The following is a 25,500-nucleotide window of genomic DNA, read 5'->3' as shown; positions in this document are numbered from 1 at the left end:
TTACTTTATTTTCATTCTTTCTTTAAATTCTGCATTCAGAGTTCCTTTCAATTCGTCCCACGAAATAGGAATAACAATGTCTCCTGCAGCAAAAGCGGCAATCTCATAGGGACTGTAATGGAAATACAGGTTTTTCTGATCAAAATAGAAATTATTGGTAGCAGGAATAACTTCTACCAGCAACATTTCTGAGTTTTGAACATCCCCATTACTGTCTGTTGTACCACTGTTCTCCTTATTCAGATTCTTCATCAGTAAACTTTCAAGTTTGGCTTTTGGCATTGAAGTCACATCTTTGAGTTCAAGTTTTTTATTGTTTTTAAGATCAAAAACTCTTTCTGAAAACCCAAAATTATCATGAGCGCCTCCTTCGTATGAACTCCAGACATACTCAATATGCATATAATCATTTTCATTAGATGCCAAATTCATATGAGAGCTTGTATACCAGTTCTGCGCATAAGTAATATCGGAAAGCCAGTCTTTACTTTCTTTCTCCGTCGATTTGAAATATTCATTTTTATGATTAACCAGGTAGGTTTCAAGTCCTTTTTTAGAAAAGTCATTAATTCCTTGATCATAAATATAAATACTGTCCAGTAGTTTTTTTTCTTTCAGAGATGGAAAAACAAGTAATTTAGAAGTAAAACTTACAGTCAGTGAATCTCCAATTTTTGTAGAGTCACTTACTTTGACAGAATCCACTACAAGCTTATCCGGCTGTAGTATTTCTGTTTTATCAGAAGGTTTTACGGTGCTTTCCTTCTTTTTACATGCTGAAAAAGCAAGCAAGGAGGAAATTGCCAAAACGGCAACTGTATTTTTCATAATTTCAATTTTTTAGTGGTAATGCAAAAACCATTCACAAAATGAATGGTTTTAAAAATTTATTTTATTTAATCTAAGAATCTAAGTATAATATATGCTTATGATTTCTTGATCAGGCTGATGACCTGGTTTTCACTTTTTGAAGCCGTTTGCCAAATCTGTCTGAATGCAGGATAATACTCTTTGGGATAATCCGGACTTGCAATTTTCATGGTAGAGGTAACCTCTAATTTATTGGCATTTTGCTCAGCTACATAGCTATATTCTATCTCTTTATCCTGTGTAATGATCTTTTTGCTTTTAGGCATTGCCTCTATCACATATCCTTCCGGGATTTCCAAAACTACTTTTTTCACTTTTGTAATTGAAGAAATAAAGTCAATAGGATACTTTCTTTCTTCGGTCTGATCAAATTCATTTGAGTTTCTGCTCAAAAATAACATGGGATTAATGATCATTTTTTTTCCTATTTTATCAATCAGATTGTCTGACGAAAATTTCATGGTACTTTCAAAATCCCCATTTTCCAGCGTTTTAGAATTAATGTCAGTAAAGTCTATAGAATAATTATCTTTATACTGTTTTTTATACTTTTCGGGATTTTCATCGTAGCTTTCTTTAACCGACATCGAATATGAGCCGGTATCTTTATCGGAGTAAGTTCCGGAGATACTTCCATCTCCGTTGATCTTCGCTTCTGTGGTAAGATAATTAAAGCTTGCTGTAGTATTGGCCATCTGCATCAGCATTGCTTTTTCTTTATTGATAAGAACCCCATACTGATTCCAGTCTCTCGGAGGAAGATTATTCACTGATGCCTGTTTTGATGTTGCATCATATAAATTAAATGCCTCTTTGATTTTAACGGCAGCGATGACGAAATTCATACTGACTATACTTGGAGACACTAAATTAATCACACCATGGTTTACGGTAGAAATAATGAGTGGATCTGCTTTCAGCCCAGCCTCTCTCAGAAGCATAATAAGGAAAAGGTTGATTTCTGCGGCATTCCCTGTTTTGGTTTCTATCAACTTTTTTATTCCGTCTTCTGTATAAATTCCCCAGTCTTTATTCCAGGTAAATGTATTTTTCACATAATTAAAAATAGCATCTGCTTTTTCAGCATCAGAATTCAAACCTGAGACTGATGAAGGCATATTCTCTTTAGCCAGTTTAGTTTTTTTGAGTTCTGCACCAAAATCTTCATCTTTATACAGTTGGTCTTTGATCTGATCCCAGGAAGAGGAATGCATTTTAAGCTGTCCCACATTGGTAGAATGAAGTTCCGCACTTATTTTTGTACGGTAATTTCTATCGTTTTTAACAAATTTTTCAGTTTTAAACCCTTTCAGGTTTTCATACCCGAATCTATAGGTTTTAAACTGCATACCGTACATTGTTCTTTCCTCAATGGTTCGGTACTTCGGAGTCAACGAACCGGTATAATTCACATTATAAGCGATATAAGTAGGAGTATCCAGAATATATTCTGCATATCGGGATGGTGTATCAGACTCTATGATGATCTGTGGAACCGAATACAAAAAAGGTGAGAAAACTTCATACTGATATTCTATGACGGAACCGTTTTTTACGTTGGGAAAGGCAAATTTGGTTATCGTTGTATTTTTACTTTCTTTACTCTTGTATTTTGAACTCTTGTCTACTTTTGTAGTGGCTGTAGTTCCATTTTCAAGATTATATACAAAACCTTTCATTTTATTTAAAATCTCTTCACCTCCACTTGATCCTTTATACAGTGGAACTTCAAGAGTCAGCCAGTCTTCCGCTTTATCTTTATCATAGATCTTCACTCTGTAAAAAACCTTTTTCCGCAGATCTCCTGTTGAAGTATCGACACCAAAGTGAACCGATTTATAGAGGATTTCTGCGGGTGCATTTTCATCCAAAGCTGATTTTGTCCTGGCCAAATCTGCATCGTCAAATTTTGGAGGATTGAGAAATTCATGTTTCTGACCATTTACACAGATCAAAATGACAGAACAAAATGCTGTCAAAAATATTTTTTTCATACTTATGTTTAAATTTTAGTCAATAAGATCTTAGAGTTATCTCCATTTAATGTCTTTTTTCGAAAACTGACATACTCGTTGTATTTATCTTTTGGAAATATGCCTCTATTCACTTTAATAAACCGTGTAACTTTTAGTAAATCACCACTTTTAACAAAATTCAGTGTATAGGTTCCAAATTCTGAATTCACAATCATATTCTGTGGAACTTCGTCAATTTTATAATTTTTTGGAACAGAAAAATTAATTTCATATTCATCTTCAAAAGACTGTCCTATCTCAAATGGAAGTTCTCTGCTGTCATCTGATTTATAATAATTATTCGTAAAAATAGGTACAGCTCTGAAAATCAAACTTTCACCTGCTGTTTTTGAATAATTATCTGCTTTAAAATCTATACTAAACTTTATGACGGCATTATCTTTATCATTCACAAAATCTTTCATTTCCACTTTAGCAAAATTCAGAACATCAAATCTCTTTTTCAAGATTTCAATTCGTTCCTTTGGAGATAAATAATTATAAGACAAATTATTATCATACTGACTACCGGTATAGGCAAACTGTATCTCTCCATTGATACTGTTATCCTCTACAAGGTTAATTTTTAAGATCTGTTTTTCTCTGTTTTGTTCGGCGGCATAGGTAGGTGTATTGATCAATTCAATTCCTTTTTTGGTAACTGCCAGAACATTTCTGTCTGTAGTACCATCGATCAGGTGATTAAAAGCTACTTGCTGAGATGTATTTTCCAGCCAGATATTTCCTTTTTCAGTTGGCACCATCAGAATAGCATGGTTTCCTCCCATTAAAGGAAAGTCCGGATCAAATGAAATCTGGGATGTGCCTGAATTGATCACACAGTAATGAGATGGAATACCAGCCTCGTTCAGCAAAGTTTTCATGTAATTGGTAAGTCCTTTACAGTCTCCATATCCTTTTTTCTGAACTTCATCCGGAAGCATGGGAAGCCATCCACCAATCCCCAATCCTACAAATATATATCTGGTTTTTGACTGCATATACTGGTAAAGTTTTTTTACTTTCTCCTCTGTTGAACCTTCTAATTTCAGAGCAGCCACTTCTGCCTTAATAGCGGGAGTAGATACGGACACAGGTTCTACAAGGTTGGTATAATACCAGGTGCCGAAATCTGCCCAGCTATTCAAGGTTCCCCGTTTTCCTTCTAAATTGAACTGGGTCAAGGCAAAACTTACTTTAGGCAGTATTTTTTCTGGCTGAGGAAGCATCAGTACATCATTTATTGCAGGAACACTCGTGTAAGAATAAACCTTTTCATTTCCATTATCAGCTTCGGAAACTGAGGTGTAATTATATTTTGACGGATAAGTCTTTGTTTTAAGATCAATCCCTGATTTGTTGATTATTTTAAACTGGGACTGTACCAAAGAAATATTTTTTGACGCAAATGGTACAAAATCAGGAATGAAAATGGTATTCTCATCTGTTTTCTGATAGGAAAATTCAATCGTATAAGGATAATAAGCAGAAGTATATGATAATGCCAAAACCCTTCTGTCTGAATAAAAGACCCCCTGAGTATTATTGGCAAAGTCCCCAAAATCGGATTTTGAAAAGCTTTTTACTTTCTTTCCGGATTCATCATAAACAGTAACTTTTACATCAGAAATATTATCCCCTTTTTTATAGGGAATATATACCTGTGCTTTAGAATCACCGTCTTTGTTTAAAACTGTTGTTACGGTATTATACTGATATTTAATTTCATCAATCTTATTAATTAAGATGGTCGTAAAATCCCTTCTGATGACGACATCTGCATTTTTCTTTAAGTTTTCAGGAATAGCAGAAACAGGATAGTTTTGTGCGAAATATATAGAGGCGGTAGATAAAGCGCCAAGAATCAAAAGTTTTGTCATTTGTTTTATTAATAAAAATTTCACCCTTCTTTCTTTTCTAAGCTAACAACCTGATTTTCAGAATCAGAAATCACTTTCCATATCTGTTTAAAGACGGGATAATATTCTTTTGGATAAGTATTGTTCGCAGTACTTATCTTGGATGTAATAATGAGTTTATTGCCTACAGTTTCTACTTTATACGAATAGGATATTTCTTTATCATCAGTTCTGATTTTTTTATCCTTAGGAATACTTACCACTTTATAATTTTCTGGTATTTCCAATTCTACTCTTTTTTCTTTGTCAAATGCAGAAATAAAATCAATCTGGTGCTTCCTGGCTTCTGTCTGATCAAATAGCTCATTCTCTTTATTAAGAAACAGAAGAGGATTCATTACAATCTTACTTCCCACAACATCGATTAAGCTATTACCTGAGAATTTCATCTGAGTTTCAAAATCACCATTCTGAAGCACTTTGGATTCTACATCTTTCATCTCTGCACCATATTTTGACTTAAAGGATTCGTTGTATTTATCTTTATTGATATCAAATTCATCATAGGATTCGATTCCATACATTCCGTTATCTTTTTGAGAAAATGTCCCTTTCACTATAGAATTCTCTATATCTAAGCTGGCTTTAATGGTTTGTTCTTTTTTACTTACATTGGTATTTTTAAGAGATAAGGTAATTCCTTTATCTTTTTCAAGCAAAATCCCGAAATCATTCCAGTCTCTCTCTGGCAGGAGATCAGCTTTAGAATTAAAGGATGTTGCATCATAAATATACATTTTGTTATTAATTTTAGCAGATGCAAGCACGAAGTTTAAATTACCGATGTTTGGAGCGACAATATTTAAAATCCCATTATCAACAGTAGAAATCAACAAAGGATTTGCTTCAATTCCAGCATTTCTTAAGAGCATAATCAGAAGCAGGTTAATATCAGCACCACTACCAGATTTTGTTTTAACCAGCTGCTTGACTGTCTGCTCAGCAAATATTCCATCCTTTCTGTTCCATTTGTAGTTGTCTTTTACAAAACCAAAAATTTTATTCGCTCTTTCTGAAGGTTCGTAATATGTTTTGATATTTTCTGGAACAATATCTTTTACATTACTCTTCAAATATCCTCCAAAATTATCTATCTCGTCAAGCTTTTTTGCAGCCGTATTCCAATCCGTTATTTCTTCATAAGAGAAGTACTTTGTCGTAAATTTCTTTAATTCCGGTTTTATTTTTCCCCGGAATCTGTTCATATCTTTCGTAAAAAGTTCTTTTCGGATAGGTTTCATATTTTCATACCCAAATCTATAGATGTTGTATAAAGCTCCCATTCTGCTTTCCGTAGTAGCAACCTGATGCTTTGGTACAATAGCATTACCTGTATTATCAAAAAAATAAGCTAAAGAGTCAGGATATTCAAGATTATATTCCTGGTAAACTACCGGAATATTCTGCTCCAGATAATGGGTAAGACCAAATACATTGTTGGTTGTAATTCTATAACTGTATTCAATAACAGATCCATCTAAAATATTAGGTACTGCCACTTTATAAAATTTAAGTCCCTTAACAAAGTTCTCTTTCAGCTGATCTTTTTTATCAATTGAAATTTTTTCAACTTTTCCGTTGGAAATATTATAAACCTTAACATCATATTTATCGAGGGACTCTCCAGTCTGTACAGGAATTTCTATATTCAGCCAATCTTCAGCCTTATCTTTATTAAATATTTTAATTTTTGAATAATACTCTTTTTCAACAGAAAAATCTCTCAAAACATTAAATCGTACGCTTCGGTACAATATTTCCGCAGGTGCAGTCTTTTCTATAAGAGAATTTTCTTTTCTTAAATCTGTTTCCTCAAAAGCTGGTTGAACAAGAAATTTATGCTGTGCAGATAATACATTAAATGCTAAACAACATACAGCTACATTGAGTTTATTTGTGGTTACGAAGTTTTTCATCACTTTGTTTATTATGATTTTTTAGTTATTAAAATTTTTGAATTATCAGAATTAAGGATCTTTTTTCTGAAAACGATGTACTCATTATATTTTTCTTTGGAATACAATCCCTTATTGATTTTTATAGTCCGCTTTACCAGCAGTTTCCCGTCTTCCTTTACAAAGGAAATGCTGTAGGTTCCGAATTCAGAATTAAGACTTACATCTTTGGGAATCTCCTCTATAAAATAATTAGCAGGAACCTGATAGGCAATATGGTACTCATCCTGATAGGAAAGCTTACTTTCAAAAGGGAGTTTTCTATTTTCTTCTTCCTGATAAAATACATCATTATAAATCGGGACAGCACGGAAGATATATCCCTCCCCCAGCATTTTTGAATAATTGGAAGCTTTAAAGTCTATATCAAGATCAATAATCCCCTGATCTTTATTGTTTGTAATACTTTTAATATCCAGATTTTCAATGTTGAGAGTGGAAAGCCTCTTCTTCATAAAATCTATTTTATCTTTTTCCGGAAGCATAAGATAGATAAGATTAAAATCATACTGACTGCCCTTATAAGAAAGTTTTGCTTTTCCTGAAACCGTTTTATCAGTATTTAATTGAATATCAATATGCTGAATTCCTGTATTTTGCTCCGCAGAATAACTGGGAGTCTGCATTATTTCTATCCCATCGGATTTTACAGCCAACACATTTCTGTCTGTTGTACTGAAGCTCAAATGATTAAAAGCGATTTCCTGAGAAGTGTTCTCCAACCAGATATTACCTTTTTCGGTAGGAATTACAAGAATGACGTGATTTCCTGCCATTTTAGGAAAATCTTTATCAAAACTGACTGGTGAAGAATTAGAATTAATGATAGCATAGTATGATTGAATCCCGGCTTCAGTTAAAAGTGTTCTCATATAATTGCTCAAGCCTTTACAGTCTCCGTAACCTTTTTTCTGTACCTCATCAGGAAGCATTGGCTGCCATCCACCAATTCCCAGAGCCACAAAAATATACCTGGTTTTGCTTTGCATATATTGGTAGATCTTTTTAACTTTTTCTTCCGTAGTTCCTGATAAATTTAATGATGCAATTTCAGCTTTGATTTGAGGTGTAGAAACTGAAACAGGATTCAGCAGATTGTCATAATACCATTTTCCAAAATCCTGCCATGAAGTAATACTCCCCTTTTTGCCTACAAGATTAAAGTGATCAAGAGAAAAACTCACCTTAGGAAGTATTTTCTGAGGACTCGGAGCAAGGTCTTTTGTATCGATTGCAGCAATATTCTGGAAAGAATAAAATCGACTGTCATTTTCAGTTTTTGTATTGACAGTTGCATAACCGAAAGGTGATTCATATATTTTTGTACGGAGATTAATCCCCGACTTATTGATTATACTAAAAGTACTTTCCTGTAAAGAAACATTATTTTCATAAAATGGTGTATAGTCAGGAATGAATACCGTATTTTCGTCACCTATTTCATAACTGAATTCTACAGTATAAGGAAAATTTGAATAATCATATGGAAGGACAAGCATACGGTTATCAGAATAAAATGTGCCCTGCGGATTAGCTGCAATGTCGGTAAAATCACTTTTAGAATATGATTTTACTTTTGCTCCTTTCTCATCATAGATAACCACTTTTACACCCGACACGCTATTTCCTTTTCCGTAAGCTATTCTTGGAATAGAATAACCAACGGCATCTTTATTTAGAAGGGTGATTACCGATGATTTTTTATAGACAATATCATCAATTTTATTAATTGCTATAGCTGTCGTTTCTTTCCGAATAACGACGCTTGCATTTTTCTTTAAGTTTTCGGGAATAGCAGAAACAGGATAGTTTTGTGCGAAATATATAGAGGCGGTAGATAAAGCTCCTATAATTAAAATTTTCATCATGGTTATTAAAATTGGACAAAAATAATAAAATCTTAATAACTGTTAATTTTTTATTTTAACACAAATAGTGATATGACGGAAAAGCTTCCATTAAAGAAATCTTTTTATGTTAGGGTTTTAACAATTTATATCTCCAAATATGGATATTTTGTAATTTTCAGAAAATTTTCTTTCTTACATGAATGTTTTTGTAATTGAAATATAGCATAAAAAAAAGACTCCATTTCTGAAGTCTTTTAATATCTTTTTTTTATGGTTACTGATCATTTGGAATTCTGCTGCTATCATACTTATCATTACTGAAAGCCAGGACAGGCACGAAAATAAATCCAAAGAAAAACAAAAGAATAGTATATACAGGAGTTTCCTTTCCAAAGGCCTTCGCCAATCTGTCATTGACTACCCATGATGCATAAATATTAACCAAAGGAATCAAAAATAAAATGATCCACCAAATTGGTTTTTTCACAATATCCAGCATTACGATGATATTGTAAACCGGGATAAAAGCAGCCCAGGCATCTTCTCTTCCTGCTTTCTGAAATATTTTATACATACAGTATCCATAAAATATATAAATCAGCAATCCGAATATCATGGAGCCCATTCCCAGCCCTGCCGCTGCAGCACCAGACATTGCATCGACCCCTTCATAAGGGTCTGTTTGTAAAAGAGTTAACATATTATTATTTTTTATTGGTTTGTACCAAATATATAAAAAGCTTCTATTAAATAGAAGCTTTTTATAATATATTTTTAATAATTATGCGTCGATCTTAGCATATTTTGCATTTTTCTCGATAAACTCTCTTCTTGGTGGAACCTCATCTCCCATCAACATTGAGAATATACTGTCCGCCTCTACTGCATTATCAATCGTTACCTGCTTCAAGATTCTGTGTTCAGGGTTAAGAGTGGTTTCCCAAAGCTGCTCTGGGTTCATTTCTCCTAGACCTTTATAACGCTGAACTTCTACCCCTTTTCCGTCCGGAGACATTTCTAAAGTAAATTCTTCACGCTCTTTCTCGTTATAAGCATATACTTTCTTGTTTCCTTTCTTCAATAAATATAAAGGAGGCTGAGCAATATAGATATATCCATTTTCAATCAGTTCCTTCATAAATCTGAAGAAGAAGGTAAGAATCAGCGTAGAAATGTGAGATCCGTCAATGTCGGCATCGGTCATAATTACTACTTTATGATATCTCAGTTTAGCCATATTTAAGGCCTTGCTGTCCTCTTCAGTACCTACAGAAACTCCAAGAGCGGTATAGATATTCTTAATTTCCTCGTTATCATATACTTTATGAAGCATTGACTTTTCAACGTTCAGAATTTTACCTCTCAATGGTAAAATAGCCTGAAAATGTCTGTCTCGACCTTGCTTAGCCGTACCACCTGCGGAATCTCCCTCTACAAGGAACAGTTCAGATTCTGCCGGATCTTTTGAAGAACAGTCAGATAATTTCCCGGGAAGTCCAGAACCACCCATTGGAGATTTTCTCTGAACCATTTCACGGGCTTTCTTAGCTGCCTGTCTTGCTTTTGCTGCTAATACAACCTTCTGAACAATAATTTTCGCCTCATTAGGGTTTTCTTCAAGGAAATTAGAAAGCATTTCCCCAACAATTTTATCTACAGCACCGGAAACTTCAGAGTTTCCTAATTTCGTTTTGGTCTGTCCTTCAAACTGAGGTTCCATTACTTTTACAGAAATTACGGCAGTCAGTCCTTCACGGAAGTCATCCCCTGTAATTTCCACTTTTTCTTTTTGCGGAATACCTAAATCATCAGCATACTTCTTTAATGTTCTCGTCAGAGCACGTCTGAAACCTGCAAGGTGTGTTCCCCCTTCATGCGTATTGATATTATTTACATAAGAGTGAAGATTCTCGCTGAATGACGTGTTATAACGCATCGCCACTTCTACAGGAATATCATCTCTTTCTGCTTCCATGAAGATCACATTCTCCATGATAGACTCTCTGTTTCCGTCGATATATTCTACAAACTCTTTCAGACCGCCTTCAGAATGAAAAATTTCTGTAGGGAATGATCCGTCTTCGTTAGGGGTTCTCTCATCAATAAGCGTTATCGTAATCCCTTTGTTCAGAAAGGCTAATTCACGTAATCTCGTTGCAAGGGTGTCGTAATTATAAACAGTTTCCTGAAAGATCGTTGCATCGGGTTGGAAGAAAACTTCAGTTCCTCTTTCCTCAGTAGTTCCTATTTCAGCAACATCTGCCAGTGCTTTTCCTTCTGAATATTTCTGTTGATATAATTTACCGTTAAGGCTTACTGTAGCCACCAATAAAGTGGAAAGTGCGTTCACACACGATACACCAACTCCGTGAAGACCTCCGGATACTTTGTAAGAATCTTTATCAAATTTTCCTCCTGCTCCGATTTTAGTCATGACAACCTCTAAAGCAGATTTTTGTTCTTTTTCGTGAAAATCTACAGGAATTCCTCTACCGTTATCTTTTACGGAGATACTTTCTCCTTCATGGATGGTTACCAAAATGGTATCGCAATACCCTGCTAAAGCCTCATCAATAGAGTTATCTACTACTTCATAAACCAAATGATGAAGACCTCTTACTCCTACATCTCCAATGTACATTGATGGTCTTAATCGAACGTGTTCCATACCTTCTAAGGCCTGGATACTGCTAGCTGTATATTGTTTTTGACTCATATAAAATTAATAATTTTGCGTAATGCAAAGACCTACAAATATCGTGATTTTTTTCGACTTATGAAAGTTAAAATATGTCAAAAAAGTATTGTCTTGTATATAAAAAAGCAGACCTCAGCCTGCATGATTCTTAACGGTTCTTTATACAGAAATTTTATCCTTTTCAGGATCAATTTTTTATCATTTTATTTACTATAATCCTATCCTCTATTTATTTTCAATAAATTTTTCCAATTTTCCATCATTTCATTCTTCTCCTTCCGTCCTGCCATAAAAAACTAAAGTAAAGTTTCTTCAATTAAATGATAAAGTAGTGTTATTGATTGGTTTCCATTTTGTCATCCAGTAAGAAGCCCTCCGGTAAATTTCATAAAAAACCTGATTTTCACCATGGAAAAACAAGGATCTTCTGTCCAAAAAAGTTTAAAGTTATAACCTATTTCTTAAACGTCAACTGTGTTAAATCATATTCTACATCCGTATTTTATGCTTAAATTTATTTACTCAAAAGTTGATAATATGGATGATTTTATTGCAGCCCGCGCGCAGATGGCCTTATCGCTGGGCTTTCATATCATTTTCGCGTGTGTGGGAATGGTGATGCCTTTTCTGATGGCATTTGCTCACTGGAAATACCTTAAAACCAATAATGAAGTTTATAAAGGACTTACTAAGGCCTGGAGCAAGGGAGTTGCTATTCTGTTTGCAACCGGGGCTGTTTCTGGAACCATGCTATCTTTTGAGCTTGGACTTCTGTGGCCCGGATTTATGAAGCATGCTGGGCCGATCTTCGGAATGCCCTTTTCACTTGAGGGAACAGCGTTTTTTATTGAAGCGATTGCCATTGGATTCTTTTTATATGGCTGGGAAAAATTTAATAAATGGTTTCATTGGTTCTGTGGATTTTTGGTAGGATTAAGCGGATTAGCTTCGGGAATACTTGTCGTTGCTGCTAATGCATGGATGAATTCACCAACAGGTTTTGATTATATCAACGGACAGTATTTAAATATAGACCCTATTAAAGCGATGTTTAATGATGCCTGGTTTCCTCAGGCTCTTCATATGACCGTGGCTGCCTTTTGTGCTACAGGATTTGCCGTTGCGGGGGTTCACGCTTTTTTAATAATGAAAAGGAAGAATGTAGAATTTCATACCAAAGCATTCAGAATTGCAGCCGGATTTGCATTGATCGGAGCATTCGGAGCACCATTGAGCGGTGATGTTGCCGCTAAATCTGTGGCAGAAAGACAACCTATTAAGTTGGCTGCCATGGAAGCTCACTTTGAAACCGAAAAAGGAGCACCCTTTATTATTGGCGGGATTCCTGATCAGGAAAAAGGAGAAGTGAAATATGCGATTAAAATCCCTAAAGTACTGAGCTTCCTGGTGAGCAATGATTTCAATCATGAAGTAAAAGGATTAAATGATTTCCCAAGAGACGAATGGCCACCGGTAGCGGTCGTACATTACGCTTTCCAAATTATGATCTTCTTCGGTGTTGTCATGATTTGTATTGGAGGAGTTTATCTGTACGCTTTCTTCTTCAAAAAAGAATGGCTTGAAAAAAACTGGCTTTTAAAAACATTTCTGTTTGCTACCCCTTTCGGGTATATTGCCCTTGAAGCCGGATGGACGGTGACCGAGGTTGGAAGACAGCCCTGGATTATCTACGGAATTATGAAAACCGTAGATGCCGTAACACCTATGCCGGGAATACAGTATTCCTTCTATTTCTTTACGGCTATTTTTGTATCATTATCTCTGATTATTATCTTTCTATTGAGAAGACAGATCCAGATGGTACCCAAACTTTACGATCCTACAGACCCTCAGTTTAACGATAAAAACAAAAAATCATGATCTACGTTGTTATAGGTTTTCTATGGCTTTCTATATGCCTCTATATCATTTTGGGCGGTGCTGATTTCGGAGCCGGGATTGTAGAACTTTTCACGCATAAAAAAGCCCGTCATAAAACCCAGGAAATCATGTATGAATCCATCGCTCCGGTATGGGAGGCTAATCATATGTGGCTGATTATTGCAATCGTAATTCTTTTTGTGGGATTTCCGGAGATTTATACGACGATGTCCACTTACCTTCATATCCCTTTAGTCTTGATGCTTTTAGGTATTATTGCGAGAGGAACAGCTTTTACCTTCAGACATTATGATGCCGTAAAAGACAATATGCAGATTGTGTACACACAGATATTTTACTATGCAAGTCTGCTTACTCCATTTTTCTTAGGATTGATTGCAGCCGCTACGGTTTCTCATTCTATCAATCCTGATGCTGTAGGATTTGCGGACTTATATATTTTCAGCTGGTTAAACTGGTTTGGTGTTTCGGTCGGGCTGTTTACTGTAGCCTTATGTGCTTATCTGGCTTCTATCTTTTCATTAAGAGAAACCCGCGATAAAGCTGATCTTACATTGATGATCAAAAAATCAAAACAAACGATGATTTTCGTTGTGATCACAGGAATGCTTGTATTTTTAACAGCTTACCTATCTGATATCCCTCTTGTGATGTGGGTATTTTCTAAACCGTTGGGAGTTATGGCAATTTCCTTTGCTACTGTAGCTTTAGGATTGATCCTTCGCGCTCTTCATCTTCGAAAACTGCTTCCTGTACGGGCATTGGCAGGCTTTCAGATGGTGATGATTCTTGTAGCCGCTACTTATCAGCATAATCCTGATATTATTTTACTTGGAAACGGACAGCATCTATCACTGCTCGCACATATGGCTCCTCCGAAAACAATAGCTGCTTTAGGTTGGGCTCTGATTCTTGGCTCTCTGTTTATCCTGCCGTTTTTGTTTTACCTGATGGCTTCATTCAGCAGACTGAGAAAGTAATATATGGTACAGTATAAGGACAAAACCGAACTTATTGAAGCTATAAAGAAGAATCATCTTTTATATGACCAGGAGCTTGATGACATCTCTGAAGATAAAAAAGATCTTCTGAAATCTGGAATCGATAAAACTCCTTCACAGAATATAGCGTATCAGCTGGGATGGACTGCCCTCCTATTACAATGGGAGGCTGACGAGAAAAAAGGACTAAAAGTACAAACTCCGGCACCAGAATATAAATGGAATAATTTGGGAGGTTTGTATCAATCCTTTTACAGCAAGTATGAGGGCTACAGCCTTCATCAACAGAGAGAATTATTACAGATGCAGGTCAATGAAATTATAAAGTGGATTGAAAGTCTTGATCACGAAACTTTATTCATTCCTGAACAGAGGCAATGGGCTACAACACCAGCGAAATGGCCGGTCTGGAAATGGATACATATCAATACCGCAGCACCGTTTAAGAATTTCAGAGCTCAGCTGCGAAAATGGAAAAAAGAAAAAGGCACAGAATAGTTCTGTGCCTTTCATGTTTATACACGCTTTCTTATATTTTGAAATATAATGTTGAATATTGATAAAATGAACTTTATACCAATCACAATTATAGCGGTAATAATAATTACAGGAATATAAATTATTAAACCTGTAATTGTCCAACCATTATCTATTAATGCATAAAAGCTCCCAATTGTCATTCCTAAAATCACTACAACCACCACAACAGTGACCTACCAATTTCTTGCTTCATACTAAACAACATCAGATAAAATATACCCAAACTTTTTACCATATAAAACTTCTAAAAACATTCCATTTTTGTTAGTAATAATGATTTCTTCTCCTCTTGAAAAAATTCTTTTTGAAACCTCTACGACTGTTTTATTATAATACAAGTTCACCTATTTTTCTTTTTTGAGCTTCATCATAAATCCTCTTCATCTTTATAACTCCCTGATCAATACCGTCAAGCTGATGTGGAGTAAATAAATCATTGAATCCATAATTTTTTGTCGTTTTCTATGTATCGAAAACGACAGTACAAGAATCGTCAATAAGCTTTACCTTCCTTAATATGGACATTTTAGAAAAATCTTTCTTTATACAATTTTTCTTTCCATGGAAATAGATTTCCATCCAGTTCATTCCATTCCGCCTTTTTTCACGGTTAAATTTTACGATTTCTCCTTCATGCAGAAAGTCAGAAGTTTTAGAACTTTCTGCATGAGCTGTGTACAGTACAACAGGCTGAAGAATTTTGATACGTTTGGGCATGTCTAATCAAGGTTTCAGCTCAAACTATTGAAGAGGTCAATATACAAAGAATACCCTTCTTTATAACAGAAAAAAAAGACCGCCAAAAGGCAGTCTTTTATACTATATATTGATAATATTAGGCTAATTTCATCAAAAGATTGTCATCAATCTTCTCCACTTTCACCAAATTATTTTTGGTTAAAGTTTTAGATGCTTTATCCCATTTTTTACCGGAAAGCTGACTTTGTTGTTTCACCTCATTTAATGAAACCTGTTCTCCTGATTTTAAAATTTCCAGAATCACTTTTTCATCTTCACCCAATTCAATCTGAGGAACCGTTTTCTCCGGTCTCATCTGAGGGAAGAATAACACTTCCTGGATAGATGCATTGTTCGTCAGGAACATGATTAGTCTGTCCATTCCAATTCCCAATCCGGAAGTTGGAGGCATACCATATTCTAATGCTCTTAAGAAATCCTGGTCGATAAACATCGCTTCATCATCCCCTCTTTCTGACAAGGTCATTTGAGATTCAAAACGTTCTCTCTGATCAATAGGATCATTTAACTCGGAATATGCATTGGCAATCTCCTTCCCACAAACCATTAGTTCAAAACGTTCTGTAAGACCTTCTTTGCTTCTGTGTTTCTTAGTCAATGGAGACATTTCGATCGGATAATCTGTGATGAACGTCGGCTGGATGAAGTTTCCTTCACATTTTTCACCGAAGATTTCATCAATTAATTTTCCTTTCCCCATCGTTTCATTCACATCAATTCCGATAGATTTAGCAAAATCAAACAGTTCCTGTTCAGTTTTACCCGTGATATCGAAACCAGTAAACTTTTGAATTGCTTCTGTCATGGAAACCCTAGGATAAGGAGCTTTCCAATTGATTGTATGTTCTCCGAAAGTAGACTCTGCACTTCCATTAACCTGAACTGCACAGAATTCCAGAAGTTTCTCGGTAAAATCCATCATCCAGTTGTAGTCCTTGTAGGCTACATAGATTTCCATGGCTGTAAATTCCGGGTTGTGGGTTCTGTCCATTCCTTCATTTCTGAAGTTTTTAGAGAACTCATAAACACCGTCAAAACCTCCCACGATCAATCTTTTCAAATATAATTCGTTAGCGATTCTCAAGTATAACGGAATATCTAAAGCATTGTGATGGGTAATAAACGGTTTTGCGGCCGCTCCTCCCGGAATAGACTGCAAAATAGGTGTTTCTACCTCAAAATATCCTGCATCGTTGAAGAAAGTCCTCATCGCATTGAACATTTTTGTTCTTTTTACAAAGATCTCCTTCACCTGCGGATTAACCGTTAAATCCACATAACGTTGTCTGTATCTTAATTCAGGATCTGTAAATCCATCGTGCACTACACCATTTTCATCAGTTCTGGGCTGAGGAAGAGGACGTAAAGCTTTAGTAAGAAGGGTAAAGTTCTTTACTAAGATCGTCATTTCTCCGACCTGAGTAGTAAATAAAGTTCCTTCGATACCGATAATATCTCCAATGTCCAAAAGGTGCTTATACACTTCATTGTACAGTTCTTTATCTTCACCCGGACAGATCTCGTCTCTGTTGAAATAGACCTGGATCTTCCCCTTAGAGTCCTGCAATTCAGCAAAAGAAGCCTTTCCCTGAATTCTGCGGGACATCAATCTACCAGCGATCTTCACCTGTTTATTCTCAGAAAAATCCTGTTTTATAGATTCTGTAGTATCTGTAATCGTATACTCCTCCGCAGGGAATGCATTAATTCCCATTTCAGTAAGCTTATTCAGCTTTTCTCTTCTAATGATTTCTTGTTCTGATAATTGCATTTCTTATTTTTCTAAAAGCGTACAAATTTAGGCATTTTTGAATTCATCATCAATGGCTTTTGTCAGAAATTTATTAAATGTCCAAGATATGGAGGCAATGGTGAATCGTGAATTGGTTTCCCCGTGAATTTATAGATGAAGATATCATTGAGAATTAACAGTTTAAGCGTCAATGGTCAGCTGTTGACCTACCTCACAGTTATTTTTTATGAATTAATATTGACAGCCATCTGCGAAATAAAATTGACTATTACATTAAATCCAGCCATTGAAACGACTCACAAAGATGACCATTGACTTTTGTTGTAAGTTGGCCCTTAAAATTTTAAAGCCAATTTTTGCGGTCTTTTTGAGGAATAAAGGTCCAAGCCAGCATTCTGCTTACTTTTTGGCCCTGAGCCATATCTATCGTTTTGATATCTAATGCTTTCACCTTTTTCAAAAGGGTAATCAACTTAGGTAAATTATCTTTTTTAGAAACCAGACAGGTAAACCATAAGACTTGTGAAGCGTATTGGCTGCTTTCCTCAATCATTTTTGAGATAAAAGCTATCTCACCACCTTCACACCACAATTCCGACTGTTGTCCTCCAAAATTTAGCAGAGGCTTTTTAGACTTTGATCTGTTAATGTTTTTTGTTTTCCTAAGGTTTCCTTTCAGGGCAGATTCCTCAGAATCGTGAAAAGGAGGATTACACATAGAAAACATGAAACGATCTCCCTTTTCTATGATATTTTTGAAAATATGAACAGGATCTGGCTGATGTTTTACTTGAATCGCAGGCGATAAATCCGGATTATGGTCCAAAATACGCTGTGCATTTTCCAAAGAATCCTGATTGATATCCGTTCCCATCATTGTCCAGCCATAAGACCTGTGAGCCAGTAGGGGATAAACAAGGTTTGCCCCTGTTCCGATATCCAGACCTGATACAGGATTTCCCGTGGGAACTCCTGATCTTTGTTCGGCTAAAAGATCAGCAATGTAGTGGATGTAATCTGCTCTTCCGGGAATTGGAGGACATAGATTTGCCTCAGGTATATTCCAGTTTTTGATATTATAAAAATGTAAGAGTAATGCCTGATTAAGAAGTTTTACAGCTTTTGGAAGGCTGAAATTAATGGTAGCCGTCTGATAAGCATTAACAAATACATAGTGTTTCAGTTCTGGCACACAAGAAATGAGCTGATCAAAATCATAGGGATTGCGATGCAGATTTCTTGTGTGCAGACTGGATTTTTCAGTAGTCATATTTATTTTTTCTGACTCAAAATATATTCTACCATTTTTTTAGCATCTTCTTTAGATACCTGTGGATGGGCAGCCATCGGAACGCCTCCCCAAACTCCGCTTCCGCCTTCTATAATCTTAGAAGCAAGCAGTTCAATATCCTTTTCAGAATATTTTCCTGCAATCTCCTTATAAGAAGGTCCTATCATTCTCTCATTTACGGAATGGCATCCTGAACAGTCTAATGTTTCCATGATCTGGTCACCTGAAAGATTGGTCTTTGCCGGTTCCGAAACAGCGGATGTTTCAGAAGGCATAGATGATGCTTCCGTATTTTCTTTTTTAGAACAGGAAAGGATTAAAAATCCTAAAGCTCCTGCTAAAAGGAATTTTTTCATTATTTTTTTGCTGCAGTAGAGTCTGTTTTAGCCGCTTCAGGAGCAGCTGTTGCAGGAGTTGTTGCAGCAGCAGGAGCAGCTTTCTTAGCTGTAGAATCTACCACCGTTGTAACTTCAGGTTCTTCCAGCATTGTGTTGCTGTCCTGTAATGTATGATCTGGTTTCTTAGAGCAGTTTACTACGAATAAACTTCCGATGAATGCAATTGCTAATACTTTTCTCATTATTTTTTCTATAAAATTTAGACAAAAATAGAAAAAATAAGCTTTTAAACTCATGACTTATCTCCACATTGCTCATATTTTACAATAAAATTAATGATTAGATAATGGTTATGTGCGTCAATAATTTTAAATTTAAGCTATGATATGGATCTCCAAAATACTGTTTTTCACCAGTCATCACGGCTTTTATACTGTGATCATACTCCTGGTATTCTTTATATTACTTTCTATTCTGACCAAAAAAGCATGGTTCCTTGCTCCCATCATTCCTCTGGCTATTCTGAATGGATTTGCCGGACAGTATCTTAATGCCTGGTTTTTAAACAAATACGGTGTGGAAAGCACCGCTGTAATCACTTCCGATGTAGAAACCAATTCTACTCTGAACGACATGTACATTCATGATTATGAAGCCATTGTTAAGAAAAAGGATGGAAAATATACCTCAACATTTTTTTCTACGACAAGCGCAACCATCTACCCTATCGAAAACGCGATAAGAATTCCAGGGATGGGACAGCATTTTCCTGTAAAATATATTCCGGGATATGAGAAAAACATTGTAATTCTCTACTATCAATCTGAGGAAGGAAACAATCTGCTGAAGTATGAAAAAATAGCCCCTATACAATCTGCGAAGATTAAATATGAAGCAGACAGAACCAATAAAGAATTCATTCAGGAATATATTTCCGCCTTGGAAGACTATGTAAAAAGCTATGACAGTGAAGAATATAAAATGAAAATTGAAGAATTAAAAAAGGAGCTTAAACGTCTCCAGTAAAGGATTTCTATTTTAAGTTTTTTAATTTTTGACTTTTTTCTTGTTTTTGTAATAAAAAAATTTCTAAATTTGTCCCATGTTTAATATGAGCAACAATATTTGGTGGTGGCTTTCAAACTCTTCGTCGGGTCTGGAGGTATTGTCATGTTGCTAGTGATAGCAGAATAATTAAAATACACAATATATAGGCTTTGACGGATTCCGTTGAAGCCTTTTTTTATTTAATCCAAAACAAAAAAATACAAGTAAGATGTCCATTCAAAAAATAAAAATAAAGACAGATTCCAAAAAAACACTGGGAGACCTTTATACTCCTATGAATATCTATCTTCAGATCAGAGACAGGTTCCGGGATACAATCCTGTTGGAAAGCTCAGATTCCAAGAATATTGACAATAACTTTTCATTTATTGCAGTAAATGCTGTTGCAGGAATTGAGGTTAAAAACCTTACTGAGTTTGAAATCAAACTGCCGTGTTCAGATCCGGTGAAACACCTGATCGGAGAACGTAATATCACGGATATTTTTGATGAATTCCAAAGCATCTTCGAATGTGAGACTACTCATGATCCTATTGAACAGACCGCTCAGAGTCTTTTTGGATATACAAGTTTTGAAGCTGTACAGTTCTTCGAAAATATCAACTTAAAACCGCAGAGTCCGGAAGTAGAGATTCCTATTCTCCGTTACCGGTTATACCAATATGTAATCGCCATCAACCATTACAACGATGAGATGCATATTATTGAAAATCAAATTCCCGGTTTAAAATCTGACCTTTATCTGCTGGAAAATCTGATCAGAAATCAAAATACCCCGGTCTACCCTTTTGAAAAAATCGGTAACGAAACCTCTAATCTTACAGATGAAGAATATATCGAACTGGTAAAAACCGCTCAGAAACACTGCATGAGAGGCGATGTATTCCAACTGGTGTTAAGCAGAAGGTTTGAACAGAAATTCAAAGGAGACGAATTCAATGTATACCGTGCGCTTAGGAATATCAATCCTTCTCCTTATCTTTTCTTTTTTGATTACGGAAATTACAAATTATTCGGATCCAGCCCTGAAAGCCAGCTGATCATCAAAGATAACAAGGCTATCATCCATCCTATTGCAGGAACCTTCAAGCGGACCGGGCATCTGGAAACGGACCTTCAATCTATTGAAGCACTGAAAAATGATCCGAAAGAAAATGCGGAACATACCATGCTGGTGGATTTAGCAAGAAATGACCTCGGAAAACTGGGCAAAAACGTGACTGTTACCAAACTTAAGGAGATCCAGCTTTTCTCTCATGTGATTCATATGGTAAGCGAAGTTACTGCCGATCTTCCTGAAAACATCAACCCTCTGGATATGGTTTCTGCAACGTTTCCACAGGGAACCTTAAGCGGTGCTCCCAAACACAGAGCTCTTCAACTTATTGATCAGTATGAAAAAGATTCCCGTGGTTATTATGGGGGATGCATCGGTATGATCGGGTTAAACGGAACCTGTAATCAGGCTATAATGATCCGTACTTTTTTAAGCAGAAACAATACCCTTTATTATCAGGCCGGGGCGGGGTTGGTCGCAAAATCAGTTCCTGAAAACGAACTGCAGGAAGTCAATAATAAATTAAATGCCCTAAAAAAAGCGGTAGACAAGGCCGGAAAGATCGTGATGAATTAAGAGTGATGAGTGAACAATAACTATCAACCAGTACCACTACCTCAACAATTAAAAAACAAAAAATGAATAACAATATAAATCAGACAGGAAATCAGGAACAACTTAAAGTTCTGGTTTTTGATAACTATGACAGCTTTACGTACAACCTTGTCCAGATCATTGAAAGAATTCTGAATCAAAAGGTGGATGTCGTAAGGAATGATCAGATTACTCTGGAAGAAATAGAAAAATACGATAAAATCATTCTTTCTCCGGGTCCCGGAATTCCCGAAGAAGCAGGAATTCTATTGGATGTGATCAGAGCATATGCTCCTACAAAAAGTATTCTGGGAGTGTGTCTTGGACAGCAGGCTATCGCAGAAGCTTTCGGAGGAAACCTCATCAATCTCTCAGAAATTTTTCATGGAGTTGCCACTTCTGCCGAGCTGGTAAAAGAAAATACAAAAATTTTCAGGAATCTTACTTCAGGAATAGAAGTAGGAAGATACCACAGCTGGGCAGTTAATCCCGAAGGTTTTCCCGAAGAACTGGAAATTACGGCCGTAGATAAGGACGGAATGATCATGGCATTGCAGCACAAAACCTATGATGTACATGGTGTACAGTTCCATCCTGAAAGCATTTTAACTCCCGATGGAGAAGTTATCATTAAAAACTTCCTTTTACCTTGAAAACAATAGAGACTTCCAACACCATAAAAACGCCTCAAATGAAAGAAATATTACAATACCTGTTCAATCATCACACTTTGTCCAAATCTGAGGCAAAGGCAACGATGATCGAGATCGCACAGAATAAATTTAATACTGCAGAAGTTACAGCCTTTATCAGCGTTTTTCTGATGCGGAATATTACCCTGAAGGAACTTGAAGGTTTCAGGGAAGCCTTACTGCAGATGGCTGTTCCGGTAAGTCTTGACTTCGGAGACACAATGGATATTGTGGGAACAGGGGGCGACGGAAAAAATACAATCAATATATCAACTCTGGCAAGTTTTGTTGTAGCCGGAGCAGGACAGAAAGTAGCCAAACACGGAAATTACGGAGCTTCTGCCACCACCGGATCATCCAATGTTATGGAAGAACTTGGCTATCAGTTCAAAAATAATTCAGACCAATTGAATGAAGATCTTGAAAAGGCGAATATCTGTTTCCTGCATGCACCGTATTTTCATCCGGCCCTTCAATCTGTAGGAGCTTTAAGAAAGGCTTTAGGACTGAGAACATTTTTCAATCTTTTGGGGCCATTGGTAAACCCTGCGAAACCTAAATATTCTGTAATAGGAGTTTATAATCTTGAAATTGCCAGGATCTATCAATATCTTCTGCAAAAAGAACAACAGGAGTTTATCTTGGTGCATGGCCTGGACGGATATGATGAAATAAGCCTTACCCAGGACAGTAAGATCATTACAAAAAGTGGTGAAGAGATTTATTCTGCGCAGGATCTGGGATTTGAGTCTGTAAGCCCGGAAAGCATCAAAGGTGGAGAAACACCTCAGGAGTCTGCCAAAATTTTCAGGAATATTCTGGAAGGAAACGGTTCGCAGCAACAGAATTCTGTGGTTCTTGCCAATGCATCCACTGCCCTTTTCCACACGCAGAAATTTGGCTCCTATGAAGACTGTCTCCTGATGGCAAAAGAAAGTCTGGAAAGCGGAAAAGCATTAAAGAGTCTCGAATTATTGATGAATGGCTAATACTACTAATGATGAAGACTGCTGTTGAAAAGTATTAGATACTTTCGGTCACTTCTAACTTCTAACTTCTAACTTCTAACTTCTAAAAAACATGACTATACTCGATACAATTATTGCAAGGAAAAAAGAGGAAATTACTGTTTCAAAAGCTAAGGTTTCTATTGAACAACTGAGGAATTCAGAGCTTTTCGCACGAAAAAGTTTTTCACTGAAAGAATCCGTAAAAAATAAAAGCGGCATTATTGCTGAATTTAAAAGGAAATCCCCTTCAAAAGGAATCATCAATGATCAGGTTCAACCGTTGGACGTAGTGGCTGCCTATGAACGTTTCGGAGCATCAGGAATTTCAATTCTTACGGACAGAGATTTTTTTGGAGGAGATTTTGATGATATCCTGAATGTAAGAAAGCATATCAATATTCCAATCCTAAGAAAGGATTTTATGGTTGATGAGTATCAGTTTTATGAAGCTAAAAGTATCGGATCAGATGCTGTTTTGCTGATTGCGGCATGCCTTTCTCCTGGTCAGGTTCAGGAATTTACAGAACTGGCTCACAATCTTGATCTCGAGGTTCTGCTGGAAATCCATACAGAAGAAGAATTAAGACATTGTAATGCTGAAATTGATCTGGTGGGAATTAACAATAGAAATTTAAAAGACTTTAAAGTTGACCTTCAGCATTCTGTACAGTTAAAAGATTTACTTCCCAAGGAGGTTTTATCTGTAGCAGAAAGCGGTATTTACAATATAGAAGACTTTAAATACTTGAAGGAAAAAGGATTTGACGGATTTCTGATGGGAGAATATTTTATGAGGAATGAAGATCCGGCCAGGGCGTTTGAAGAATTTACTTTGATGATGTAATGATTAGTAAAATGCACGAATTAAAAGCTAAATAATAGGATATGAACCTGAAATATGAAACCTGCCATCTGCCTTACAAACTCAAAATCTGTGGTTTGACAAAACCTGAACAGATCCGGGAGTTGATTTCGCTGAAAACAGATTTTCTTGGCTTTATTTTCTATAAAAAATCTCCAAGGTATGTTCTGAATCATCTGAAGCTGGAAGACATTTCTAAGATCAGCCACACCGGTAAAACAGGAGTTTTTGTCAATGAAAAAACAGATACTATTACAGATATTGCAGACAGAGCTGGCTTGAATCTTATTCAGCTTCACGGTGATGAAAATGAAGATTTTATTACTGAACTAAAACAAAAATTACGGCCAGACGTTAAGATTATTAAGGTCATCAGAATTGGCAGCACTGATCAGGAAACCACAAAGAAAATAGAAGACATGATCCATTCTCACCTCTCAATTGTTGATTATTTCCTTTTCGATACCGATAGCAAGGCATTCGGAGGAACGGGGGAACAATTTGACTGGAATATCCTGAATGAAATAAATATTCCGGTTCCGTACTTTTTGAGTGGTGGAATTTCAGAAGAGAATATTGAAAATATCCGTTTTTTGAACCACAGACCTTTTGCGGCAGACATTAATTCAAAATTTGAGATAGCACCAGGAAATAAAGATCTGGAAAAAATAAAAAAATTCATTTCGAAAGAAACAAAGGAGGTTATATAAAATAAATAGTCTTCATGAGTTTCAAAACACAAAAAAAATACACGCCCAGATGATGAATATACATTTGCTAAAAAAAACATTCTACAAAACCTTATTTCCTCCGAAATTCGGGAATAAAAAAATCCAGTCCCTGTATAATTTTGTTTCGCAGAATGACAGTGATACCGAATACTGGACCATTGACGGACAACTGCAGGAATTTATTGGTATTGTGAAAAGCTTTGATGAAAATGACATCCAATATTTCTTTGAAAGAATCAGTCTCTGGAACAGCTATTATCTTGTGATTATATCTGATAAATTTTTAGACAGTCATGTCAAAGCGAATATCAAATATGATCTCGGTAAGATTTATGCAAAAATATTTCTTCTTTATGAAAGTTCAGATCCCTATTTTTTAATAGACAATCTGGAAATTGCAGTTACGATGTATGAATCTAAAATAGACACCGCTACATTAATTGATCTCAGCAGCAAAATAGAATTAATGCATCATAAAAAACTGATCACAAGACAACAGCGCAATCATAATATACAATTTATCAACACTTTAACTGATGAATTATCAAATTAAAAAACCACATGAGCTGACGGATCACGAAACAGCGCATATAAT

At 35.9% G+C, this 25,500-nt stretch carries 22 protein-coding genes; 10 read left to right on the top strand and 12 right to left on the bottom strand.

Going from position 1 to position 25,500, the window contains the following annotated elements:
* The 7 genes from IW16_RS10245 to gyrB form a co-directional block, all read right to left on the bottom strand.
* Nucleotides 1–828 carry an RsiV family protein gene (locus IW16_RS10245; RefSeq protein ID WP_034743365.1) on the bottom strand — a complete coding sequence of 276 codons (828 nt, stop codon included), beginning with the start codon at nt 826–828 and terminating at the stop codon, nt 1–3.
* A 98-nt stretch (nt 829–926) separates the two neighbouring features.
* The gene (locus IW16_RS10240; protein WP_034743362.1) at nt 927–2,864 is read right to left on the bottom strand and encodes a transglutaminase-like domain-containing protein; all 1,938 of its coding nucleotides are present in this window, start codon (nt 2,862–2,864) and stop codon (nt 927–929) included.
* Between the two features lie 8 nt (nt 2,865–2,872).
* On the bottom strand, nt 2,873–4,765 hold the full coding sequence (locus IW16_RS10235; RefSeq protein ID WP_034743360.1) for a DUF3857 domain-containing protein: 1,893 nt from the start codon (nt 4,763–4,765) through the stop codon (nt 2,873–2,875).
* Nucleotides 4,766–4,785: 20 nt separating this feature from the next.
* A complete protein-coding gene (locus IW16_RS10230) occupies nt 4,786–6,720 on the bottom strand; it encodes a DUF3857 domain-containing protein (RefSeq protein WP_034743358.1) in 1,935 nt (644 codons plus the stop codon).
* Between the two features lie 11 nt (nt 6,721–6,731).
* A complete protein-coding gene (locus IW16_RS10225; RefSeq protein ID WP_034743356.1) occupies nt 6,732–8,627 on the bottom strand; it encodes a DUF3857 domain-containing protein in 1,896 nt (631 codons plus the stop codon).
* A gap of 256 nt (nt 8,628–8,883) precedes the next feature.
* On the bottom strand, nt 8,884–9,309 hold the full coding sequence (locus IW16_RS10220) for a DUF5684 domain-containing protein (protein ID WP_034743354.1): 426 nt from the start codon (nt 9,307–9,309) through the stop codon (nt 8,884–8,886).
* An 81-nt stretch (nt 9,310–9,390) separates the two neighbouring features.
* Nucleotides 9,391–11,325, bottom strand: coding sequence for a DNA topoisomerase (ATP-hydrolyzing) subunit B (gyrB, locus tag IW16_RS10215; protein ID WP_034743351.1), 1,935 nt, complete (start codon nt 11,323–11,325; stop codon nt 9,391–9,393).
* A gap of 519 nt (nt 11,326–11,844) precedes the next feature.
* Here gyrB and IW16_RS10210 point away from each other — a divergent pair.
* Genes IW16_RS10210 through IW16_RS10200 form a run of 3 tightly spaced genes read left to right on the top strand, consistent with a single transcriptional unit; the run spans nt 11,845 to nt 14,708 of the window.
* Nucleotides 11,845–13,188, top strand: a complete 1,344-nt coding sequence (locus IW16_RS10210) for a cytochrome ubiquinol oxidase subunit I (protein ID WP_034744202.1) — start codon at nt 11,845–11,847, stop codon at nt 13,186–13,188.
* Entirely contained in the window at nt 13,185–14,189 is a 1,005-nt protein-coding gene (locus IW16_RS10205; RefSeq protein ID WP_034743348.1) for a cytochrome d ubiquinol oxidase subunit II, read from the top strand. The genes IW16_RS10210 and IW16_RS10205 overlap by 4 nt, the downstream gene beginning before the upstream one ends.
* Nucleotides 14,190–14,192: 3 nt before the next feature.
* Nucleotides 14,193–14,708, top strand: a complete 516-nt coding sequence (locus tag IW16_RS10200; RefSeq protein WP_034743344.1) for a ClbS/DfsB family four-helix bundle protein — start codon at nt 14,193–14,195, stop codon at nt 14,706–14,708.
* 504 nt (nt 14,709–15,212) lie between these two features.
* On the opposite strand, the gene IW16_RS10195 is transcribed toward IW16_RS10200, so the two are convergent.
* The 5 genes from IW16_RS10195 to IW16_RS10175 form a co-directional block, all read right to left on the bottom strand.
* The gene (locus IW16_RS10195) at nt 15,213–15,467 is read right to left on the bottom strand and encodes a hypothetical protein (RefSeq protein WP_034743341.1); all 255 of its coding nucleotides are present in this window, start codon (nt 15,465–15,467) and stop codon (nt 15,213–15,215) included.
* 118 nt (nt 15,468–15,585) lie between these two features.
* The gene (gene lysS, locus IW16_RS10190; RefSeq protein WP_034743338.1) at nt 15,586–17,280 is read right to left on the bottom strand and encodes a lysine--tRNA ligase; all 1,695 of its coding nucleotides are present in this window, start codon (nt 17,278–17,280) and stop codon (nt 15,586–15,588) included.
* A gap of 325 nt (nt 17,281–17,605) precedes the next feature.
* Nucleotides 17,606–18,532 carry a 23S rRNA (adenine(1618)-N(6))-methyltransferase RlmF gene (gene rlmF / locus IW16_RS10185; RefSeq protein ID WP_034743334.1) on the bottom strand — a complete coding sequence of 309 codons (927 nt, stop codon included), beginning with the start codon at nt 18,530–18,532 and terminating at the stop codon, nt 17,606–17,608.
* Between the two features lie 2 nt (nt 18,533–18,534).
* A complete protein-coding gene (locus IW16_RS10180) occupies nt 18,535–18,909 on the bottom strand; it encodes a c-type cytochrome (RefSeq protein WP_034743330.1) in 375 nt (124 codons plus the stop codon).
* Complete coding sequence (locus IW16_RS10175; RefSeq protein ID WP_034743327.1) at nt 18,909–19,133, bottom strand: hypothetical protein; 225 nt, start codon at nt 19,131–19,133, stop codon at nt 18,909–18,911. The genes IW16_RS10180 and IW16_RS10175 overlap by 1 nt, the downstream gene beginning before the upstream one ends.
* Nucleotides 19,134–19,272: 139 nt before the next feature.
* Here IW16_RS10175 and IW16_RS10170 point away from each other — a divergent pair, with 139 nt between their 5' ends.
* The 7 genes from IW16_RS10170 to IW16_RS10140 all read left to right on the top strand — a co-directional run bounded on the left by IW16_RS10170 (nt 19,273) and on the right by IW16_RS10140 (nt 25,458).
* A complete protein-coding gene (locus IW16_RS10170) occupies nt 19,273–19,917 on the top strand; it encodes a hypothetical protein (RefSeq protein WP_034743325.1) in 645 nt (214 codons plus the stop codon).
* A 250-nt stretch (nt 19,918–20,167) separates the two neighbouring features.
* Nucleotides 20,168–21,592, top strand: a complete 1,425-nt coding sequence (locus IW16_RS10165; protein ID WP_034743321.1) for an anthranilate synthase component I family protein — start codon at nt 20,168–20,170, stop codon at nt 21,590–21,592.
* A gap of 62 nt (nt 21,593–21,654) precedes the next feature.
* The gene (locus IW16_RS10160) at nt 21,655–22,263 is read left to right on the top strand and encodes an anthranilate synthase component II (RefSeq protein ID WP_051890086.1); all 609 of its coding nucleotides are present in this window, start codon (nt 21,655–21,657) and stop codon (nt 22,261–22,263) included.
* A gap of 38 nt (nt 22,264–22,301) precedes the next feature.
* A complete protein-coding gene (gene trpD / locus IW16_RS10155; RefSeq protein WP_034744195.1) occupies nt 22,302–23,291 on the top strand; it encodes an anthranilate phosphoribosyltransferase in 990 nt (329 codons plus the stop codon).
* A gap of 91 nt (nt 23,292–23,382) precedes the next feature.
* A complete protein-coding gene (gene trpC / locus IW16_RS10150) occupies nt 23,383–24,156 on the top strand; it encodes an indole-3-glycerol phosphate synthase TrpC (protein ID WP_034743318.1) in 774 nt (257 codons plus the stop codon).
* A gap of 41 nt (nt 24,157–24,197) precedes the next feature.
* The gene (locus tag IW16_RS10145; protein ID WP_051890084.1) at nt 24,198–24,884 is read left to right on the top strand and encodes a phosphoribosylanthranilate isomerase; all 687 of its coding nucleotides are present in this window, start codon (nt 24,198–24,200) and stop codon (nt 24,882–24,884) included.
* 49 nt (nt 24,885–24,933) lie between these two features.
* Nucleotides 24,934–25,458: a hypothetical protein gene (locus IW16_RS10140; RefSeq protein WP_034743315.1), complete on the top strand. Its 525-nt coding sequence runs from the start codon at nt 24,934–24,936 to the stop codon at nt 25,456–25,458.
* The last annotated feature ends 42 nt before the right edge of the window (nt 25,459–25,500 follow it).

It is taken from the genome of Chryseobacterium vrystaatense (assembly GCF_000737765.1).
Taxonomy (GTDB): Bacteria; Bacteroidota; Bacteroidia; order Flavobacteriales; family Weeksellaceae; genus Chryseobacterium; species Chryseobacterium vrystaatense.
Note: the sequence above shows the minus strand (reverse complement) of the source record. Positions and strands in the feature narration are given on the sequence as shown.

Bases quoted from the DNA above. Each gene is read 5' to 3' on its own strand.
- IW16_RS10180 (WP_034743330.1), bottom strand. From the start codon at position 18,909: ATGAAAAAATTCCTTTTAGCAGGAGCTTTAGGATTTTTAATCCTTTCC.
- IW16_RS10170 (WP_034743325.1), top strand. From the start codon at position 19,273: ATGATATGGATCTCCAAAATACTGTTTTTCACCAGTCATCACGGCTTT.
- IW16_RS10160 (WP_051890086.1), top strand. From the start codon at position 21,655: ATGAATAACAATATAAATCAGACAGGAAATCAGGAACAACTTAAAGTT.
- IW16_RS10225 (WP_034743356.1), bottom strand. From the start codon at position 8,627: ATGATGAAAATTTTAATTATAGGAGCTTTATCTACCGCCTCTATATAT.
- IW16_RS10200 (WP_034743344.1), top strand. From the start codon at position 14,193: ATGGTACAGTATAAGGACAAAACCGAACTTATTGAAGCTATAAAGAAG.
- IW16_RS10245 (WP_034743365.1), bottom strand. From the start codon at position 828: ATGAAAAATACAGTTGCCGTTTTGGCAATTTCCTCCTTGCTTGCTTTT.
- IW16_RS10175 (WP_034743327.1), bottom strand. From the start codon at position 19,133: ATGAGAAAAGTATTAGCAATTGCATTCATCGGAAGTTTATTCGTAGTA.
- lysS (WP_034743338.1), bottom strand. From the start codon at position 17,280: ATGCAATTATCAGAACAAGAAATCATTAGAAGAGAAAAGCTGAATAAG.
- IW16_RS10140 (WP_034743315.1), top strand. From the start codon at position 24,934: ATGATGAATATACATTTGCTAAAAAAAACATTCTACAAAACCTTATTT.
- IW16_RS10145 (WP_051890084.1), top strand. From the start codon at position 24,198: ATGAACCTGAAATATGAAACCTGCCATCTGCCTTACAAACTCAAAATC.
- IW16_RS10240 (WP_034743362.1), bottom strand. From the start codon at position 2,864: ATGAAAAAAATATTTTTGACAGCATTTTGTTCTGTCATTTTGATCTGT.
- IW16_RS10230 (WP_034743358.1), bottom strand. From the start codon at position 6,720: ATGAAAAACTTCGTAACCACAAATAAACTCAATGTAGCTGTATGTTGT.
- IW16_RS10210 (WP_034744202.1), top strand. From the start codon at position 11,845: ATGGATGATTTTATTGCAGCCCGCGCGCAGATGGCCTTATCGCTGGGC.
- IW16_RS10195 (WP_034743341.1), bottom strand. From the start codon at position 15,467: ATGCCCAAACGTATCAAAATTCTTCAGCCTGTTGTACTGTACACAGCT.
- IW16_RS10235 (WP_034743360.1), bottom strand. From the start codon at position 4,765: ATGACAAAACTTTTGATTCTTGGCGCTTTATCTACCGCCTCTATATAT.
- IW16_RS10205 (WP_034743348.1), top strand. From the start codon at position 13,185: ATGATCTACGTTGTTATAGGTTTTCTATGGCTTTCTATATGCCTCTAT.
- rlmF (WP_034743334.1), bottom strand. From the start codon at position 18,532: ATGACTACTGAAAAATCCAGTCTGCACACAAGAAATCTGCATCGCAAT.
- trpC (WP_034743318.1), top strand. From the start codon at position 23,383: ATGACTATACTCGATACAATTATTGCAAGGAAAAAAGAGGAAATTACT.
- trpD (WP_034744195.1), top strand. From the start codon at position 22,302: ATGAAAGAAATATTACAATACCTGTTCAATCATCACACTTTGTCCAAA.
- IW16_RS10220 (WP_034743354.1), bottom strand. From the start codon at position 9,309: ATGTTAACTCTTTTACAAACAGACCCTTATGAAGGGGTCGATGCAATG.
- gyrB (WP_034743351.1), bottom strand. From the start codon at position 11,325: ATGAGTCAAAAACAATATACAGCTAGCAGTATCCAGGCCTTAGAAGGT.
- IW16_RS10165 (WP_034743321.1), top strand. From the start codon at position 20,168: ATGTCCATTCAAAAAATAAAAATAAAGACAGATTCCAAAAAAACACTG.